This is a genomic window from Leucobacter chromiireducens subsp. solipictus, from assembly GCF_016758195.1.
Taxonomy (GTDB): Bacteria; Actinomycetota; Actinomycetes; order Actinomycetales; family Microbacteriaceae; genus Leucobacter; species Leucobacter solipictus.
Genome location: NZ_QYAC01000007.1, coordinates 78324 through 96508, shown reverse-complemented (window position 1 = coordinate 96508; position 18185 = coordinate 78324). Strand labels below are relative to the sequence as shown.

The 18185-nt window shown below is 69.4% G+C and carries 14 protein-coding genes; 7 read left to right on the top strand and 7 right to left on the bottom strand.

Features of this window, described 5'->3' with window-relative positions; genetic code table 11:
- Positions 1-12: 12 nt before the first annotated feature.
- Together D3230_RS13245 and D3230_RS13240 are read right to left on the bottom strand one after the other, a co-directional pair.
- Positions 13-1662, bottom strand: coding sequence for an amidohydrolase (locus tag D3230_RS13245; RefSeq protein ID WP_202345522.1), 1650 nt, complete (start codon positions 1660-1662; stop codon positions 13-15).
- Between the two features lie 117 nt (positions 1663-1779).
- Positions 1780-3117, bottom strand: coding sequence for an MFS transporter (locus D3230_RS13240; RefSeq protein ID WP_202345521.1), 1338 nt, complete (start codon positions 3115-3117; stop codon positions 1780-1782).
- A gap of 225 nt (positions 3118-3342) precedes the next feature.
- Here D3230_RS13240 and D3230_RS13235 point away from each other — a divergent pair, with 225 nt between their 5' ends.
- The gene (locus tag D3230_RS13235; RefSeq protein WP_202345520.1) at positions 3343-4293 is read left to right on the top strand and encodes a C-terminal binding protein; all 951 of its coding nucleotides are present in this window, start codon (positions 3343-3345) and stop codon (positions 4291-4293) included.
- A 75-nt stretch (positions 4294-4368) separates the two neighbouring features.
- Here D3230_RS13235 and D3230_RS13230 read toward each other — a convergent pair whose 3' ends face one another.
- Positions 4369-5529, bottom strand: coding sequence for an RsbRD N-terminal domain-containing protein (locus D3230_RS13230; RefSeq protein ID WP_202345519.1), 1161 nt, complete (start codon positions 5527-5529; stop codon positions 4369-4371).
- A 168-nt stretch (positions 5530-5697) separates the two neighbouring features.
- On the opposite strand from D3230_RS13230, the gene D3230_RS13225 reads away from it, so the two are divergent.
- The gene (locus D3230_RS13225) at positions 5698-7332 is read left to right on the top strand and encodes a thiamine pyrophosphate-dependent enzyme (RefSeq protein WP_202345518.1); all 1635 of its coding nucleotides are present in this window, start codon (positions 5698-5700) and stop codon (positions 7330-7332) included.
- A gap of 134 nt (positions 7333-7466) precedes the next feature.
- Positions 7467-7892 (top strand): TFIIB-type zinc ribbon-containing protein, encoded by a 426-nt coding sequence (locus D3230_RS13220; RefSeq protein WP_202345517.1) that lies wholly within the window; start codon positions 7467-7469, stop codon positions 7890-7892.
- 36 nt (positions 7893-7928) lie between these two features.
- Here the strand turns inward: D3230_RS13220 and D3230_RS13215 are convergent, their stop codons facing one another.
- Complete coding sequence (locus tag D3230_RS13215; RefSeq protein WP_420029041.1) at positions 7929-8606, bottom strand: TetR/AcrR family transcriptional regulator; 678 nt, start codon at positions 8604-8606, stop codon at positions 7929-7931.
- 142 nt (positions 8607-8748) lie between these two features.
- Here D3230_RS13215 and D3230_RS13210 point away from each other — a divergent pair, with 142 nt between their 5' ends.
- On the top strand, positions 8749-9489 hold the full coding sequence (locus tag D3230_RS13210) for a Pr6Pr family membrane protein (RefSeq protein WP_202345516.1): 741 nt from the start codon (positions 8749-8751) through the stop codon (positions 9487-9489).
- A 178-nt stretch (positions 9490-9667) separates the two neighbouring features.
- Here D3230_RS13210 and D3230_RS13205 read toward each other — a convergent pair whose 3' ends face one another.
- Together D3230_RS13205 and D3230_RS13200 are read right to left on the bottom strand one after the other, a co-directional pair.
- Positions 9668-11386, bottom strand: a complete 1719-nt coding sequence (locus D3230_RS13205) for a long-chain-fatty-acid--CoA ligase (RefSeq protein ID WP_202345515.1) — start codon at positions 11384-11386, stop codon at positions 9668-9670.
- A 45-nt stretch (positions 11387-11431) separates the two neighbouring features.
- A complete protein-coding gene (locus D3230_RS13200; RefSeq protein WP_202345514.1) occupies positions 11432-12379 on the bottom strand; it encodes a sugar-binding domain-containing protein in 948 nt (315 codons plus the stop codon).
- A gap of 128 nt (positions 12380-12507) precedes the next feature.
- Between D3230_RS13200 and D3230_RS13195 the strand changes: the two genes are divergently transcribed.
- The 3 genes from D3230_RS13195 (at position 12508) to glpK (ending at position 16718) form a co-directional block, all read left to right on the top strand.
- A complete protein-coding gene (locus D3230_RS13195; RefSeq protein ID WP_202345513.1) occupies positions 12508-14217 on the top strand; it encodes a glycerol-3-phosphate dehydrogenase/oxidase in 1710 nt (569 codons plus the stop codon).
- A gap of 185 nt (positions 14218-14402) precedes the next feature.
- Complete coding sequence (locus D3230_RS13190) at positions 14403-15158, top strand: MIP/aquaporin family protein (RefSeq protein ID WP_202345512.1); 756 nt, start codon at positions 14403-14405, stop codon at positions 15156-15158.
- A 45-nt stretch (positions 15159-15203) separates the two neighbouring features.
- Positions 15204-16718, top strand: coding sequence for a glycerol kinase GlpK (gene glpK, locus D3230_RS13185; RefSeq protein ID WP_202345511.1), 1515 nt, complete (start codon positions 15204-15206; stop codon positions 16716-16718).
- Positions 16719-16788: 70 nt separating this feature from the next.
- On the opposite strand, the gene D3230_RS13180 is transcribed toward glpK, so the two are convergent.
- A complete protein-coding gene (locus D3230_RS13180; RefSeq protein ID WP_202345510.1) occupies positions 16789-18042 on the bottom strand; it encodes a Fic family protein in 1254 nt (417 codons plus the stop codon).
- Between the last annotated feature and the right edge of the window lie 143 nt (positions 18043-18185).

Below are 18185 nucleotides of genomic sequence, written 5' to 3'. Positions count from 1 at the left end.
GCCGGGCGGCGGTTAGCCGCGGGCGTCGTAGCTCAGCGCACCGCCGAGGATCGTGGCGACCACGTCGAGGTCGGCGATGCTCGGGGCGGTCAGTGGCGAATCGGAGAACACCGTCAGATCGGCGAGCTTGCCGCGTTCGAGAGTGCCGCGGCTCGCGAGCTGACCCGTCGCCTGCGCCGCCCACACGGTGTGGGTCCGCAGCGCCTCCTCGGGGGTGATCGCTTCCTCGGGGCCGAGCACGGCCCCGGAGTCGGTCCGGCGGTCCACGGCGGCCTGCATGCCACGGCGCAGGTTGTTGTCCGCGACAGGCAGATCCGAGGAGCCCGTCAGCAGAATCCCCGCGTCGATCACCGAACGCCCGCGGTACAGCCACGGCGCGCGCTCGGGGCCGACGCGATCCGCCATCTGGTCCCCGATGGGTCCGATGAAGCCGGCCTGCGGCGTGACCGCGATGCCGAGGCCACCGGCCCGCGCGAGCTGATCGGGCCTCGCGATGCCGAAGTGCTCGATCCGGCACGGCACCTCGTGCGTCCCGTAGCGCTCCTGCGCCTCGGAAATCAGATCGAGCGCCAGGTCGATGGCGGCATCGCCGATGGCGTGCAGCGCGAGGGGCCACCCGGCCCGGTACGCGGCGAGTGCGCGCTCGCGGTACACCTCGGGCTCGTCCAGCAGGTAGCCGGTGTTGTGCTCGTGCCCGCAGTAGTCTTCGGTGACGGCGGCCGTAGCCCCGAGCAACGAACCGTCCAGGAACACCTTGACGTGGCCGAAGCGCACCCGATCGTCGCCGAACCCGGCGCGGATCCCGAGGTCGAGGCCGGCCCCGGCGCCGGTACCGTGGAAATCGCTCGCGTGGCCGGACAGCGGGCGCAGGGCGTCGAGCGCCGGCATGAGCTGAGCGCGCGCGTGCAGCCGGCCGCGCTCGGCGGCGGCCTGGTACGCCGCGACCTCGACGGGGCTGTGGCCGATCCAGCCGCCGCCCACCCCGGCCTCCGTGAAGCTCGTGATCCCCTCGGCGGCGTACCGTCGCGTCGCCGCGTCGAGCGCGGTCACGAGCTGGTCCGTGGCGTAGGGCAGCAGCATGGCCTGCACGAGACCCTGCGCGGCCTCTTCGACGAGGCCGGTCGGATCCCCCGCGGCGTCGCGGACCACGACCCCGCCCGTGGGGTTCTCAAAGTCGGGTTCCAGCGCGCCCACGAGCCGCAACGTCGCGGTGTTCGTGATCGAGGCGTGGCCGGAGGTGTGACGGAGATACAGCGGGCGACCACCCGTGATCTCGTCGAGGCGGGCGATGTCGGGGAAGGCCCCGCCGTGGTGCGCCTGGTTGAACCCGGTGCCGTGCAGCCAGGCGTGCGGATCCCCGGCCGCGTCCAGCCGCGCGGCCTCGGCGGCCACCAGCGCGTAGAGCTCGTCGAGGCCCCGCGCCTGGCTCAGATCGATCGCGGCGAGACCGAGCCCCCACCAGGCCGTGTGGCAGTGCGCGTCGATCAGACCGGGCGTGACGGTAGCGGTCGGAAAATCGAGCTCGCGCAGTGCGGGCAGCCCCGCGATCTCGGCATCGAAGCCGACGATGCGCTCCCCGATCACGCCGACCGCTGTCGCGACGGGGCGGGCGGGGTCCAGCGTGAGGATCTCACGGGCACGAACGATCAGGTCGAGCTGCATGGTGGCGTCCTTTCCAGGGGGGTGAATACGAATGGGTGCGGCGGTGGGTTCATCCCCATTCCACCGCACCCGGAGGTCACGTGTGCCGCGCGGCGGACCCGCGCGGCACACACTGCGTTAGTGCTTGAAGCCCTCGTACTGCTGGCTGAGCTTCGGGGCGAGGATCGCGCCGACGGTGCTGAGCAGCGAGAACACGATCAGCATGATCGCCGCGGGCACCCAGGAGTCGCCGGAGGCGGTCACGAGCGCCGTCGCGATCAGCGGGGTCAGGCCCGCGAGCACGTTCGCGCCGTTGAAGGCCACGGCCACACCCGAGAGGCGCACCGATGCGGGGAACAGGCCGGTGAGGACCGAGCCCGCGGCGGCGAAGGAGTACGTGAGCAGCGACACCGAGATCACGATGCCGATCGTGACGAGCACCGGCTGAGTGGTCTGGATCAGCAGGAAGCAGGGGAACGCGGCGACCGCGGTGAGGATGCCCGCCCCGATGATGACGCGGGTGGCACCGTACTTCTGGCCGAGGGATCCGGCGTGCAGCACCGAAAGGAGCTGGAACACCGCTCCGATCAGCGTCGCCATGAGGATCATGTCGCGTTCGATGCCGAGCACGCGGGTGCCGTAGTTCATCACGAACGTGGTCACGATGTAGAAGCCGGCGGTGCCGAGCAGCACCGCGGCAATGCCGACGAGCAGCTGGCGCCACGCCTGCGCGAAGACGGCCTTGAGCGGGGCCTTCTCGTTCTCGCCGCTCTCCTTCATCTCGGTGAACACGGGCGACTCGTGCATCTTGGCGCGCAGCCAGACGGCAACGAGCAGCAGCGGGATCGCGAGCAGGAACGGGATCCGCCAGCCCCACGCGTCGAAGTTGTCGGCGCTCAGGAAGAGGGCGAGCAGGAAGAACCCGCCCGAGGACATGATCGTCGCGATCGGCGAACCGAGCTGGGGCAGGGCCGCCATGCGGGCGCGCATCTTCAGGGGCGCGTTCTCCACCGCGAGGGTCATCGCACCCGACCACTCGCCGCCGATGAACAGGCCCTGCAGCAGCCGCAGGAACACGAGGATGATCGGGGCCCAGACGCCGATCGTGACGTAGTTCGGCAGGATGCCGATCAGGCCGGTCGCGACGCCGATGCCGACGACGGTGATCATCAGGACCGCCTTGCGGCCGATCTTGTCGCCGAGCCAGCCGAAGAACAAGCCGCCAAGCGGACGGACGAGGAAGCCGACCGCGAGGGTGGCGAACGCGGCCATCGAGGCTGCGGCCGCATTGTCACTGACGAAGTACTGCACGTTGAACACGAGCGCGGCGGCGGTGTTGAACAGGAAGTAGTCGTACCACTCCAGCACGTTGCCGACGAGGGCACCGAAGGATGCGCGCCGCGCATCGCGTGGGGAAATCACGTTGACGGTCGCGGTCTCGCGCTCCGCCTGCGTGATGTTTGACGTCGAGCTCATTCGAGTTCCGTCCTCTTTCGTTGAGTGGCCCACTCTTCTTCGAGCGACCGGGCCGTAAGTCATGTCGCGCTCGCTCCAATGACAATGCCATTTCGGCCCCGCACAGGTCACTAGGCAAGTGACGTGAACCCGGGCGGGAACGGTATGCACTTGCACATCGGGGGGTGTGCGAAGCTTCGTGGGGCGAGCCTTTTCGCCACCGGATTCAACGCAGGAGGAGCCGCAATGGCACAGATCACCATCACCGATCGGGGGGCGCTCGACCCGAACGAGGCCATCGCCTATCTGGAGTCCCAGGGCCACGAGGTGACCCTGCTCGACACGCTCGATCCCGCGGAACTGCTGGCGAAGACGCCGAACTGCGAGGGTATCGTTGCCAGCTTCATCGAGCTCGATGCGGCCACCCTTCGCGCGCTGCCCCAGCTGAAGGTCATCGCGACGACCTCCGTCGGGTTCAACAAGATCGACGTCGCCGTCGCGCGCGAGCTCGGCATCGACGTGTGCAACATGCCCAGTGTCGCGAGCGAGGAGGTCGCCACGCACGCCGTCGCCGGGATGCTCGGCCTGCTCCGCGAGATCCGCGCCTCGGTCGAACAGGTCGAGGGCGGCGAGTGGGACTACTCCGCGCTGCCGCTGCCGCCCCGCGTGAGCGAGCTCACGCTCGGCCTGCTGAGCTTCGGCCGGATCGCGCGGAAGGTCGCCGAGCGCGCCCTGCCGTTCTTCGACCGCGTCGTCGCCTACGACCCCTTCGTCCCCGAGGATGCCTGGGAGGACGGCATCGAGCGGGTCCACTCGACCGACGAGCTGCTCGCGCAGTCCCACGTGCTCAGCCTGCACGCGCTGCTCACCGACGAGACCCGCGGATTCCTCGACGCGGAGAACCTCGCGAAGCTGCCGCAGGGTGCCGTGGTGATCAACGTGGCCCGTGGCGAGCTGATCGAGAGCGCCGCCCTCCTCGCCGCGCTCGACAGCGGCCAGGTGCGCTCCGCGTTCCTCGACGTGCTCGACGTCGAGCCGGCACCCGCGGACGATCCCTTCGTCGCACACCCGCGCGTGCAGGTCACCCCGCACTCGGCGTTCCGGAGCGACGCGACGCTCCGCGAGTACTTCATGGTGCCCGCCGAGAACGTGACGCGCGTCCTCGCGGGCGAGCAGCCGCACACGCTCGTCAACTAGCACGATCGCGCGCGGGGCCGCGGGCGGACACACGCCCGCGGCCCCGCGCATTCCCCCAGCCCCGCCGCTACGCCGCTACGCCCAGGCGAGCACGACACTCGCGGCCTCGGTCGGCACCGTGACGTCGATGCCGGTCAGCTCGGTGAAACGGCGCAGGCGGTTGGTGATCGTGTTGCGGTGGCAGAACATCTGCGACGCCGCGGCCTGCACGCTGCCGGTCTCGAGATACGCGCGGATCGATTCCTCGATCGCTTCCCGTTCGGCCGGGCTGCACTCCGCGAGCTTCGCCTCGAAGTCGAGCACCAGCTCGAAGTGGGTGCCGGTGAGCTGGGAGCGCACCAGCCGCGGCCAGTCCGTAAAGCCGCGCCGACCCCCGTTGCGGGCGGGCAGCGCCGCGAGCTCGGACGCGAGCCGCGCCCCCGCCCAGACCTCCTCGATACCCTCGACCGTCACGATGGCACCGAGGTCGCTGCCCCGCAGCGACTGCAGTGCGGGGCGGGTGTGCCACGCGGTCGCCGTCACGAGCAGCAGCAGCGTCGCGCCGCGGTACGAGGACAGCAGCGACTCCCGCATGCGCGGATCCCCCGCGAGGGTCTGGCGCAGCGCGACCGCCTCGGTGCCCTCGGCGGCGAGCACCACCCAGTGCGCACGGGCGGGGACCCCCAGCGCCGCCGCAATCTCTGCGGTGCGCTCGCTCGGCGGTCGCTCCTCCGTGTCCACGAGTTCGGAGACAAGCGCGCGCTCGAGAAGCTGCCGCTCGTCGGTCTGAAGCTCACGCTCCGCCAGGTAGCCGTCCTGGGCGTGCCCCGCGTACTCGTCGACCACCTGCCACACGTAGTCCGCGTGCCGCAGCAGGAGCTGGGCGTCGTCCTCGGAGGCAACCGCGACGAGCGCGTTCCACAGCACCACATAGTCGAGCCGGATCGCGGTCATGAGGGCGGCGCGTGAGATTCCGGCCCGCGCGCGCGAGGTCCCGACGGCGAACGCGGCGGCCTGCGCCTTCACGCTGTCGGCCACCCGCATGCGCTCGATGAGGCCCGCGAAGGACGCCCGCGCGGCGGCGGCGAGCTCCTCGCCCGACACGCGTTTCTCGGCGTACTCGTCCACCTCTTCGAGCCGCACGAGGAAGTCGCGCGCCAGACGATCCAGGTCGAGCAGATCGAGCAGCGCGAACCAGCGCTCCTGGTCCGCCGCAAACGGCCGACTCGACAGCGGCGAGGTCCCATTTTCCGGCATTGCCGTCACCGCTCCGATCCGGCACAGAATGTGCACATACCCAAAAGACTAACCCGAATCGGTGTCGGATGCCCCGTGCACTGTGCAGATGTACCTGGCAAGCTGGGGTTGACCCCCGGGTGCCCCTGTGCCCGGGCACGGTCGTCACCCGTTTGAGAGGAACCCACGATGACTTACTCGCGCTCCGCCGGCCACCTCATTGTTGAGACGCTCGCGAGCCACGGAGTCGAACGCGTCTACTCGGTGCCCGGCGAGAGCTTCCTCGACGTGCTCGACGGACTGCACGACTCCCCGATCACGAACGTCGTCTGCCGCCAGGAGGGCGGGGTCGGCTTCATGGCGCTCGCCGAGGGACGCCTGACCGGACGCCCCGGTGTCGCCATGGTGACCCGCGGCCCCGGCGCCGCGAACTTCTTCATCGCCGCACACTGCGCCTACCAGGACGCCACCCCGCTCGTGTGCTTCATCGGCCTCGTCCCCATCGCGGACCGCCGCCGCGAGTCCTTCCAGGAGTTCAGCATCGACAGCTGGTTCGGCTCCACGGCGAAGCGGGTGCTCACGATCGAGACCGCGGATCAGGCGGGCGCGATCGTCGCGGAGGCCATGCACGTCGCCGCGTCCGGCCGCCCCGGCCCCGTGATCGTCGGGCTCCCCGAGGACCTGCTGCGCGAGATGACCGATGCCGCGGCACCCGCGCCCCGCGCGATCGCCGCTCCGGCACCGAGCCGGGGCGACCTCACCGCGCTGCGCGACCGGATCGCCGCGGCCGAGCGTCCGTTCCTGCTCGTGGGCGGCGACAGCTTCATGGGCGACACCGGGCGCGAGCTCGCGGACTGGGCGCTCGCGAACCACATCCCGGTCGCGGCCGACTGGCGCAACTACGACGCGGTTCCGAACACCCACGCCGCCTACATCGGCTGGCCGGGCTACGGCCGCCGCGACAGCATCGTTGACGCGCTGCGCGAGGCCGATCTGTTCATCGGCGTCGGCGCCGTGCGCAGCGACGTGATGAGCGAGGGCTACACGGTCGGGCTCGACACGGAAACCGTGCTCGTGAGCACCGACGCGCAGCTGCTGCAGCACGCGGGCCGCGTCGACCAGCTCATCACGGCGACCCCCGCCGGCTTCGTGGCCGAGCTCGCTGAACTCGACGACGTTCGTGGCGCGCGCACCGGTGAGCGCGTCGCCGAGCTCCGTGCGAGCCAGGAGCGGTTCACGGCGGTGACCGAGCACGCCCCGGTCTCGACCGGCGTGGACCTGGAGCTCGTGTTCGCGGAGCTCGAGCAGCAGCTCGGCGACGAGCGCGTGCTCACCTACGGCGCGGGCAACGCGACAATCTGGGGACACCGCCAGCTGACGCACAACGTGCCCAACAGCCTCGTCGGATCCCGCAACGGGGCCATGGGTATGGCCGTGCCGGCCGCCGTCGCTGCCGCGCTGGTCTTCCCCGAGCGCCGTGCCGTCGCGGTCTGCGGCGACGGCGACTTCCTCATGAACGGCCAGGAGGTGGCAACGCTGGTCGCCCAGGGCGGCCGCGCTCTGTTCGTGGTCGTTGACAACGGCAAGTACGCCACCATTGTCGAGCACCAGGAACGGTGGTACCCGGGCCGCCCCTCCGGCACCGGGATGGCGAACCCCGATTTCGCCGCGTGGATGGAGTCCTTCGGCGGTCGCGGCGCGCGCCTCGAATCGAACGACGGCATCGCGGAGACGGTCGCCGAGCTGCTCGCGCACGACGGCCCGGCGCTGCTGCACCTCGTGGTCGATCCGGCGACCCCCTCCCCCAGCGGCGCCGGACTGTAACGCACCGCGATCGCGAGGCACCGCGGCTCGGGCCGGGCGGATCTTCCGCCCGGCCCGAGCCGTTTGCTGTGAAGCCACCCCCAGTCCGCCCACACGGGCCGTTCCCCCAGCCCCCGCGCTCTACGCTGAGAAGCATGAACTGCCCCAGCGACGGAACCACCCTGCTCATGAGCGAGCGGCAGGGAATCGAGATCGATTACTGCCCCCAGTGCCGCGGCATCTGGCTCGACCGCGGCGAGCTCGACAAGATGCTGGAACGCGCCCAGGCCGAAGCCGAGGCGTTCGCAGCCTCGCAGCAGCAGGCACCGCAGGCCGCGCCGCTGCCGCCGCAGCAGATCCCGCCGCAGGCCGTCCCGCCGCAGCAGTACCTGCCTCCCGTGCCGCCGCAGCAGCCTGCGGTGGATCCCCGCCACGGCCAGCGTGGTGCCGACGATCGGTACCGCGGCGCTGACGATCGGTACCGCGACGATCGCGGCCGCTCCGGCGACCCGCGCTACGGCGATCCGCGATACCGGAAGAAGAAGAGCCCCTTCGATTTCCTCGGCGACATCTTCGATTGAGCCGCTTCGGGCCGCAGCCCTGCGCTGCGGTCCGAGCTACCGCGTGACGCCCGCGTCCGCGGTGCGCGCGATCGAGTCGAGGATCGCGGCGATCCCGGCCTGGTAGACCGTGAGACCGTCGATCGTGAGCAGCGCCTCGCGGTGCTCACGGACGTGCGGGAAGCCGCCGAGATCGACCGCGCCGAAGGTGCTGATCCACGGGATCGTGCCGTCGCGCGCCGTGTCTTTCCGCAGCAGCGCCTCCTGCGCGAGCGCCGCGCTCTGTGCGAGCGTGAAGCCCGATACGGCGGCGTAGGCGCGAATCAACTCGCCCCCGGACAGGCCCGCGATGGTCAACATCTCGAGCAGGAATTCGTCCGAGGCGACGTCGCCGGGGCCCACCGGATCCACCATCGCCCATTCCGCGCCGATCGCGGGGTGTTCGAGGCTGAGCTCGGCCATGCGCCGCACAAACGCTTCGAGCCGCGCGCGCCAGTCGCCCTCGGTGGATCGGGCGGTCTCGGTGGCGAGCGCAGCAAGCCGGTCGAGGGCCGCGCGGGTGAGCTCGTCCTTATTGCGGAAGTGGCGGTACATCGCGGTGGCGTCAACGCCGAGCGCCTCGCCCAGACGCTTGAAGGTGATCCGAGCCTGCGGCTCCTGCCGCGCCAGCTCGAGTACGGCGTCCACGATCGTGCGCTGGTCCAGGCGGGCCCGTGTCATCTGCGCCACCTCCATCAGTCTGCACGTCGCGCCGGAAATCCGGGCCGGCGCACTTCGGACCAGTGTATCGGGTGCGCCACTCCCCGCATGGCGAACGAGGCCACGGCGCGCGGGCCGCGGGCTCCCCAGAATTCACGCACCGTGATGGAATGTCCGGGTGAGCACTGACGCACCCACCACACCCGCCGCCAACACCGTCACCCACACCGGCCTGCTCGCGAGCGGCGCACTCAACGCGCGACTCGCCGCCCTCGGCTTTCGGATCATCACGCTCGCGGTGATCCTGACCGGGATCGTGCGCATCACCGGGGCATTCACCGCCGACCCCAGCTGGGGCGCGTTCCGGTACTACACCGTGCTCAGCAACGTGCTGTGCCTCGGGTGGGTGGTGCTCCTCATCGTGCGGACGCTGCGCGACCTCGGGGCGGCGGGCCCCCGCGGCACCTCCACCCCGTCGGCCCGGTGGAGCGGGGCCGTCATGATGGCCATCACGGTGACCATGCTCGTGTACCTCATCGTGCTCGTCCCCGCGACCTTCCAACAGGAGGGCGACTACGTCCCGTTCTCGCTGACGGACAACCTGATCCACATCATCACGCCGATCCTGCTGATCCTCGACTGGCTGCTGTTCGTCCCCAAGGGGCGGCTGCGCTGGATCGACCCGCCGCTGTGGGCGCTCATCCCCTACGCCTATCTTGCCTACGCGCTCGTCTACGGCGGCCTGGGCGGGGAGTTCTCGGCGGGTCAGACCTTCCCGTACCCGTTCCTCGACGTCGCCACGCACGGGGTCTCGGGCGTCGCCCTGTGGATCGCGGGGCTCACCGTCGCGCTCGTCGCGGTCGGCTACGTCTATGTGGCGCTGGATCGACTGCTCGCCCGCGCCTTCCGCGGGCGGTAGGCGCACGCGCAGACGCGAGCCGCGCCCACCAACACCACGGAGATCCTGCGCCCAGGTCCGGTTTCCGGGAAAAATCTCCTCGGTTTTCGTCAATCTCCTGTGGAATGAGCGCCGGGCGAGAGGGGTGAAACCGGGGAGCCGGGCGAGCACCCGATTCAGCGCACCCCGGTCGCCGGCCCTACTCGTCCTCGGGAAGCGCGCGCACCGCGTGCCGATCCGCCAGCAGCGCGTCGCGCACCTTGCGGCGCAGGACCTTGCCGATGAGCGACTTGGGCAGCTCCTCCCACACCAGGTAGGTGCTGGGTCGCTTGAACTCGGCGAGCTGCTCGCGGGCGGCCTCCCGGGCGGCCTCCTCGTCAAACTCGGCACCGGGCTCCAGGATGACGGCGGCGGTAACCACCTCGGCCCCGCCGCCTCGGGGCACCCCGACGACCGCGGATTCCGCGACGCCGGGGACGCTGTTGACCACGCGCTCGACCTCGCTCGGCGACACGTTGAAGCCGCCGGTGATGATCAACTCTTTCTTGCGATCCACCACCGTCACGAAACCGTCCTCGTCCTGCACCACGAGGTCGCCCGTGCGCAGCCACCGCTCATCGACCATGGCGGCGGCGGATTCCTCCGGCCGGTTCCAGTACCCCTGGAACACCTGGGGCCCGGCGATCAGCAGCTCGCCGACCTCGCCCAGCTCCACCTGCTGCGTGGGGTTCTCGGGATCCACGACCCGAATGTCGGTGGAGGGGAACGGGATCCCGATCGCGCCGATCCGGCGCGCGTCCGAGAACGGGTTGGCGAGCGCAACCGGGCTCGTTTCGGTGAGCCCGTACCCCTCGTTCAGCATGCTGCCGGCGAGCGCCTCCCAGCGCTGCACCACCGCGGGCGTCAGGGTCATTGCCCCGGAGATCGCGTACACGACCCCGCTGAGGTCGAGCTTGCCGTCGCGCGCCACCCGCGCCAGGCGGTCGAACATCGGCGGCACCGCGGGCACAAACGTCGGCGGGAAGCGCTTGGCGGCCTGCGACACGAGCTCCGGATCAAAGGTGGGGAACAGCACCGCGCGCGAGCCCGTCTCGACGGAGTAGATCACCGAGAGCAACACCCCGAAGGAGTGGAACATGGGAAGCAGGCCGTAGATGCTGCCCTCGCCCCGCGTGAAGTCCGGCATCCACGCCGCCCCCTGGCGGGCGTTGGCCCAGAGGTTCCCGTGCGAAATCATCGCCCCCTTCGGGGTGCCCGTGGTGCCCGAGGTGTACTGCAGGCAGGCCACGTCATCGCGCACGGGCCGCGGGTGCACGGCGGGGAGCGGTCGGGACCGCTCGAGCTGCGCGAACGGCACCGTGCCCGTCGTCTTCGCCCAGAGCTTCGCCCGGGACTCCCGGGCCTTCTGGATCGGCAGCCGCAGTGCGGCGCGCGTGGCGAACGGCATCGCCCGCGTCACGTCGACGGAGATGATGGTCGCGATCCCAAGCTCCGCGGGGAGCGCCTGCACGGTCTCGACCACGTTGCTCCAGGCCACCACGACGGTCGCACCGTGATCCCGGAACTGGGTCTCGAGCTCTCCCGAGGTGTAGAGCGGATTGTGCTCGACGACGACCGCGCCGAGGCGCAGCACCGCGTAGAAGGCGACCACGTGCTGCGGAGCGTTCGGCATGATGAGCGCGACGCGGTCTCCCGCTCCGACACCGAGATCGGCGAGCCCCTGCGCGACGCGTGCCACCCGGTCGCCGAGCTCCCGGTACGTCAGCGTCTGGCCGAAGAAGCTGATCGCGTCGCGATCCGCCCACTGCGCGCAGCGCTCGTCGAGCAGGTCCACCAGGGAGCCGGTCACCGGCTCGATGTCGATGGGGGTGCCGGGGGCGTAGAACCGGTTCCAGGCACGGGATTCGTTCAGGTGCATACCCCACATGGTATGCCTTCCCCGCCGTGCTGTTCGGTGCGGTCGCTACTCGGTGACCAGCCGCGCGAGCTCCTCGTCGACCACGAGTTCGGTGATGATCCCGCTCTGCAGGGCGCCGCGCAGGCTCTGCTGCTTCGCCGCGCCCGTCACCACGCACAGGCGATGCGGGATCCGGCGCACCGTGTCGAAGGAGGGCCCGCTCGTGCGCGTGTTCAGCGAGAGCGCGTCCGTGCTGCCGTCGGCGCGATAGAACACGGTCGCGCAATCGCCCACCACATCCGCGGCCCGGAGCTCGCCGAGATCCCGCTGGTTGAAGTAGTTGCCGGAGTACACGTGGGAGCGCGGCTCCCCGAGCCGGGATCCCAGGCCGAACGCGAAGATGTCGACGGAGGCCTGCAGGCCGAGCACGCCCCGTACGGAGCTCTCGCGCCACAGCGCGTCACGCGTCGCGGGATCGTCGAAGATCGCCGGGACCGGGAATTCGTACACCGCGGAGGAGAACGCCCGGTGGAAATCGCCGAGCAGCTTCGCGGTGTACGAGACGCCCATGCTCTGCACGTTTGCGGCCCCGTTCATCTGCACCACGCTGGTCCCGTGCACCGTCTTCACCGGCAGATGCCGCGCCACCGCGCTCATCGTGGTCCCCCAGGCCACCCCGATCTTCGAGTGATCGATCACCGCGGAGGCCAGTCGATGCGCGCCCGCACGGGCCGTTCGTTCGAGACGCTCGGAACTCGACGCCCCCGGCGGAATGGGCACGACATGAACCCGGATTCCGTACTGTTGCGCGATCCGCTTCTCGAGTTTGCTGCCCATCTCGCGGGGCGAGCGTACCGAGATTTGCACCAAACCCGTCTCCCGGGCGGTCGCGAGCAGCCGCGACACCGTGGACCGCGACACCCGCAGTTCCTGCGCGATGCCCTCCATCGTGACGTGGTGCTGGTAGTAGAGCTGCGCCGCGCGCAGCGTCTGCTCCGGTTTCATGGCGCCCATCCCGTACCTCCGCCCCTATTCTCACCCGTGATCGCAATTTTTGCACGTTTGTGCAGGGAGCTTGCACTGTGGTGCACTCCCGGCGATGCTGAGGGTGCCCCGTCGATTACCGAAACCGAGAATGGCTCATGTCACCGATCCGCACTTCCGTTCAGCAGCTCCGCGATCGTCCGCACGCGGACGTGCTTGTCATTGGCGGTGGCATCAACGGCATCGCCACCTTCCGCGACCTCGCGCTGCAGGGCGTCGACGTGGCGCTCGTTGAGCAGGGCGACTTCGTGTCCGGTGCCTCCTCCGCGTCGAGTCACATGATCCACGGCGGGATCCGCTACCTCGAGAACGGCGAATTCCGGCTCGTCAAGGAATCGGTGACCGAGCGCAACCGCCTGCTGCGCTCCGCACCCCACTACGTGAAGCCGCTCGAGACCACGATCCCCATCTTCTCGACGTTCTCCGGCATCCTCTCGGCTCCGTTCCGTCTCCTCGTCACCCACGGCCGCGGCAAGCCGCGCGAGCGCGGTGCCGCGCTCATCAAGATGGGCCTGACGATGTACGACACGTTCTCGCGCGACGGTGGCCAGGTGCCCCGCCACCGTTTCCTGGGCCGCAAGCGTGCGCTCGCCGAGCTGCCGCAGATCAACCCCGAACTCTCGTACACCGCGACCTACTATGACGCGTCGATGCACGATCCCGAGCGGCTCGCCCTCGACGTACTGCACGACGGCGAGGTGGCCGGCGGCGACCGCGCCCGGGCCGCGAACTACCTTCCCGCCGTGGGATTCGCCGACGGCGGCGTGCGCCTGCGGGACGCGGCGACCGGCGAGGAATTCACCTTCACTGCCCGCGTCGTCCTCAACACGAGCGGCCCCTGGACCGACCTCACGAACGAGGCCCTGGGCACCCCCACCCAGTACATGGGCGGCACCAAGGGATCCCACATCGTGCTCGACCATCCCGAGCTGCTCGCCGCGACCGCCGGTCGCGAGATCTTCTTTGAGCACTCGGACGGCCGGATCGTGCTGATCTACCCGCTCAAGGATCGGGTACTCGTCGGCACCACCGACATCGACGCCGATCCCCGCGAGGCCCCCGTGTGCACGAGCGACGAGGTCGACTACTTCTTCGACCTCATCGCCCACGTGTTCCCGAAGATCACCGTCGACCGCTCACAGATCGTCTACACCTTCTCCGGCATCCGTCCGCTGCCCCGGCACGACGACACCACGCCCGGCTTCGTGTCCCGCGACTACCGGATTGTCGAGTCCGAGGTGCAGGGCGTTCCCCTGCTCAGCCTCGTCGGCGGCAAGTGGACCACGTTCCGCGCCCTCGCGGAGCACCTCACGAACGACACCCTCGCCGTGCTCGGCGCGAGCCGCACGCGCAGCACCGAAACCCTGGCGATCGGCGGCGGCGCGGGCTACCCCCGCAGCGATGCCGAACGCACCACTTGGCTCACCGAGCACGCGGACGGCCGCAGCACCGACCGCGTCGCCCAGCTTCTCGCCCGCTACGGCACCCGCGCCGAAGAAATCCTGCACGCGGAGCCCGAAACGGCGACCACGCTCGACACGCTGCCCGGCTACACCGCCGAGGAACTCGCGCACCTCGCCGCGACCGAGCAGGTGGTGCACCTCGACGATCTCCTGCTGCGCCGCACCTCGCTCGCGTTCGTCGGCGGGCTCACGCCGGAGCGGCTGCGCGCCGCGGCCGCGGCCGTCGCCCCGGCGCTCGAGTGGGACGAGGCTCGGATCGCCGAGGAGGTCGAGCGCATGAGCGAGCTGCTGCGCGTTGCGCACCGCATCGATGTCACGACCGGAGCCACGCTCTTGACCGACTAGCGCGCCCGGGTCAGCCGATCCGCCACAGAGTTTTCACAGATCTCAACAACTGAATAGCACCACCGAAATTGCCGTACCGCAGTGCCGCAAGACCGGGCCCGGACGACCGTCATCCGGGCCCGCCCCTCCCTCCGCTCCGCTCCGCGCATCACCGCACCGGGCGAAACTGAAAGGTCAACGAAGACATGCAAGACATCAACCTCGGGCTCTATTTCCTCTCCGAGGCCGTCGGCACGGGCCTGCTCGTGCTCCTCGGCTGCGGCGTGGTCGCCAACGTGATCCTCACCAAGACCAAGGGCAACGGCGGCGGCTTCCTGATGATCAACTGGGGCTGGGGCCTCGCGGTGTTCATCGGCGTGCTGGCGTCCGCGTACTCCGGCGCGATCCTCAACCCGGCTGTCGGCCTCGGGCTCCTGATCGCCAGCAAGATCACCGTCGCTCAGTTCTTCGTGGCCTTCGCCGCGGAGATGGTGGGCGCGATCGTCGGCGCGATCCTGTGCTGGGTCGCCTACCGCCAGCACTTCGACGAGGAGCCTGAAGCGGCCTCCAAGCTCGGCGTCTTCGCGACCGGGCCGCAGATTCGCTCCGCCGGCGCGAACTTCCTGACCGAGGTCATCGCGACGTTTGTCCTCGTCTTCGCCGTGTTCGCCTTCGCCGACTACGGCGACATCGAGATCGGCGTCCCCGGCGGGCTCGGCGCTCTCTCCGCGCTCCCCGTCGCCCTCGTCGTGGTCGGTATCGGTGCCTCCCTCGGTGGCCCCACCGGCTACGCGATCAACCCCGCCCGTGACCTCGGCCCGCGCATCGCGCACGCGATCCTCCCCATCAAGGGCAAGGGCTCGAGCGACTGGGGATACGCCTGGGTGCCCGTCTTCGGCCCGCTCGTCGGCGGCGCGCTTGCGGCACTCGCCGCTCCCGCACTGCTCGGCTTCATCGCGTAGTCTCGCGCGCACCGCACACGAATTCACCGGTAAGAAGGGAAGACAATGTCTCAGTACGTCATTGCCATCGACCAGGGCACGACCTCCAGCCGCGCGATCATTTTCGACCGCAGCGGGACCATCATCTCCGTGGGCCAGAAGGAGCACGAGCAGATCATGCCGCAGGCCGGCTGGGTGGAGCACGACGCCACCGAGATCTGGGGCAATGTGCAGGAGGTCATCGGCATCGCCCTGGGCCGCGCCGACCTGACCCGCCACGACATCGCCGCGATCGGCATCACCAACCAGCGCGAGACCACCGTCGTGTGGAACCGCAAGACGGGCAAGCCCGTCTACAACGCGATCGTGTGGCAGGACACGCGCACCCAGGACATCGTGGACCGGCTCGCGGCTGACGGTGGCACGGACCGGTTCAAGGAGATTGTCGGGCTGCCGCTCGCAACCTACTTCTCCGGCACCAAGGTCGCCTGGATCCTCGAGAACGTCGACGGGGCCCGTGCGGCCGCCGAGGCGGGCGACCTGATCTTCGGCACGACCGACGCGTGGGTGCTGTGGAACCTCACGGGCGGGGCCGACGGCGGCGTGCACGTCACCGACGTCACGAACGCGTCCCGCACCATGTTCATGGATCTCAAGACGCTCGAGTGGCGCGACGACATCCTCGAGGCCTTCGGGGTGCCGCGCTCCATGCTCCCCGAGATCAAGTCCTCCTCAGAGGTCTACGGCGTCGCCGAGGACTCCTCGCTGCTGCGCGAGACCCCGATTTCGGGCATCCTCGGCGACCAGCAGGCCGCGACCTTCGGCCAGGCCGCGTTCACCGCGGGCGAGTCGAAGAACACCTACGGCACCGGCTGCTTCCTGATCTTCAACACGGGCGAGGACATCGTCCATTCGAAGAACGGGCTGCTCACCACCGTTGGCTACAAGCTCGGCGACGGCCCCGCACACTACGCCCTTGAGGGCTCGATCGCCGTGACCGGCTCCCTCATCCAGTGGCTGCGGGATCAGCTGGGAATCATCAGCAGCGCCCCCGAGGTCGAGGAGCTCGCCGACAGCGTCCCCGACAACGGCGGCGTCTACATCGTGCCCGCGTTCTCCGGCCTGTTCGCCCCGTACTGGCGTCCGGACGCCCGCGGCGCGATCCTCGGCCTCACTCGCTACGCGAACAAGGGCCACGTGGCCCGCGCCGCACTCGAGGCCGTCGCCTACCAGACGCGCGACGTCCTGGATGCGGTCAACGCGGACGCCGGCGTGGACCTCACGGAGCTCAAGGTCGACGGCGGCATGGTCGCGAACAACGCGCTCATGCAGTTCCAGGCCGATGTGCTCGGCGTGCCCGTGGTGCGCCCGGTCGTCGCCGAGACCACCGCGCTCGGCGCGGCCTACGCCGCCGGCCTCGCGGTCGGGTTCTGGTCGGGCCTCGACGACCTCTCCGCCAACTGGCAGGAGGATCGCCGCTGGGAGCCGTCGATGGACGACGCCGAGCGGCAGCGCCTGCTCCGCAACTGGCGCAAGGCCGTCGAGAAGTCGAGCAACTGGGTCGACGAGGACGTGAACTAGGTCTTCGCAGACCGCTGAGGGGGCATCGCGTGCTGAGCACGCGGTGCCCCCTCAGTGTTTCTCGCGGGAGCTACCGCGCGACCATTCGACGGATCCGTGAGGCATACTCATCCAGCACATCGAGAATGCCCCGGTGTTGCCACACGCGCGCACGGGATTTCCCAGTCATCTCAGCAATGACCCCCCGCTCCGTCAGCGCATCAAGTGCGCGCAGCGCGGTCATTTCACCCAGTTGAAGGCGTGCCACGAGGTGCTTCGTCGTCACGACCGGTTGGCTGATCAACGTGGGGAGGATCCGCCAAGCTGCCGCATCTGAACGAAGACCAGCGAGCTTCGCGCGTGAACCCTCGAGCTGCATCGCGAGCGCGTCAACCAGGTCGCGACCGGTGACGGCGGCCACACGGCTTGATCGAGTGAATTCGCGAATGATCGCGCGAGCATCCCCGTCCCGGAATTCACCCAGGGCAGAAAAATAGTGCTCCACATCGGTCAGCAGCCCGGCTGAGATCGGCACCGATGTTGACCGCACGAGGCCCTTGTTCCGCAGGATTGAGTGCGCGAGCGCCCGGCCCGTACGGCCGTTGCCGTCGGTGAACGGGTGAATAGTTTCGAACTGTGCGTGCGCGACCGCCGTCTGCACCAGCACTGGGAGATCCTGCCGCCGCACGAATGTCATCAGATCCGCGAGCGCTTCAGGGACACGATCGGGGTGCGGCGCGACGAAGTCCGCGATGCGGGGGCCCGCTTCCCCTGGCCCGATCCAGACCTGTTCTTCTCGAAACCGCCCCGCGAGCTCAGCGTCGCAGCTCCGCTGATGCAGCATCAGTGCTCGGTGCATTTCGCGTATGGATTCCACACTCACGGTGCCCGAAAGCGCGAGTGCTGCTTCCATCGCATGGACATTCCCCACGACTGCTCGCGCATTCGCTGTGTCCCCCGCATGAATTTCTGCCAGTGCGAGCTGTTTCGCCGAGGTCGTTAGCTGCTCGATCTGGGAGCTTGAGGCCGCCTCCGTGCGCAACAGGATGGCGGCCATCGGCCCGAGAGCAGGGTGCTCGCCAGGCAGAATGCGGTGCGCGTGGAGGTCGAATTCAACGAGCTGACGCGTCGCATCTTCTACATCCGCCAACACTTCAGCGTGGATCCGGGGAGACCACTCAGCGATCGAGGCGGGAATCGAGGCGGGAATCGCGGCTTCATAGCGCCCGGTCTGGCGCATCACTTCTGCGCGTGAGTGCATCTCGGGCGCTCTGGGCCGCCAATCGAGCGCCTCATACGAGACCGGCTCAATCGGGATCGCTGCATCCGCCGGATCCGTCGACATAAGGCCACTGTACCAACACTTAATCTCGGAAATGTGAGTTAGTGGCAGATATGCCCCCATTCGGGAGCCCATCGGGGTGACGCGCGGGCTCCTCTCCCGCGACACGTCGCGGTTCCTCGAACCGAACGGACCCGGGACGATGC